This window comes from Rubripirellula tenax (genome assembly GCF_007860125.1).
In the GTDB taxonomy this organism is placed as follows: domain Bacteria; phylum Planctomycetota; class Planctomycetia; order Pirellulales; family Pirellulaceae; genus Rubripirellula; species Rubripirellula tenax.
In genome coordinates, this window is sequence record NZ_SJPW01000041.1 from 1 (window position 1) to 1,145 (window position 1,145).

Here is a 1,145-nt window from a genome sequence, read left to right on the forward strand (position 1 = left end):
GACGAAGAGACGATCTTCCCGTTGGAGTTGATGCTGGGGCTGGTCGAAAACGTTTCACCCGCCATGCTCGATTGGATCGGACAGGAGATTGCCGCCGCCGGCATGAGCCAACAAGCGACACTCGATGCGATCCGCAGAAGCAGCGGAGTTTCGATGGGAGTGAAGCGATTGCGTGCTTGCACGGAAGCTTTGGCCGCTTCGATGCAACCGCTGCGTCAATCGCATCAGGCCGATGCCTTGCTGGAAATGCTGCGAATCGCAGGCGAAAGCAGCGGCAGCCGCAAGCCTGTCCTGAGCGTCGGTCGCGATGGAATCACACTGCGTCACCGCAAGGGGTTCTTTGAAGTCGCGACCGCAGCGACGCTGAGTGTGTACAACCGGGCGGGCAAACGACTCGGGACGATCTACTTGGCTCACCCGCCCGAACTTGGCCAAGGGACGATGGATGCGATGTTGACGGGATTGATCCAAGAGGTGTTCTCGCGATGGAACGGGCAAATTCCTGGACTGGCTTACGTGACAGACTCGGGCAGCAACGAAACGGAGTACTTTCGTCGCGTTCTGAAGAAGATGAAGCATCCGATCAGCGGCAAGAAGTTGGACTGGACTCGGGTGGCCGACTTCTATCATGTCAGCGAGCGGGTGTGGGCGATGGCCGATGCGTTGTTCACGAAGTCGCAACAACGTCAGGCGTACGCGTGGGCGCAACGGATGATGAAAAAGCTAAAGCAACCGGGCGGTGCCAGTCGGGTGCTTCATTCGGCGGCCAGCTTGCGAAGTCGCCGCAAGTTGGGCAAGACGCGGTTGGAGAACTTTGAAAAGGCGTACCGGTACATCCAATCGCGAACGAAATACATGAAGTACTACGATTGCAAACGCAATCATCTTCCGATCGGCAGCGGCGTGACCGAAGCGGCGTGCAAAACGGTTTTCACGCAGCGGCTGAAATTGTCGGGGATGCGTTGGAGTCATGAAGGTGCTGGCCGAATCTTGACGCTGCGAACGATCCTGCTCAGCGGAACGTGGGAGTCAACCTATGGCGCGGTCTTGAAGGCTAATGAGGCGTCGATACGACCTTACGCACCCAAAGCTACCACGAACCATCAATTGGCCGCGTAAACTCGCGCCCTGGCGAGACGACACCC

The 1,145-nt window shown here is 58.0% G+C and carries 1 pseudogene; it reads left to right on the forward strand.

Annotated elements, in window-relative coordinates:
* Positions 1-1,119 (forward strand): annotated as a pseudogene (locus Poly51_RS30915) (hypothetical protein); the annotation flags it as partial.
* Positions 1,120-1,145 lie beyond the last annotated feature (26 nt).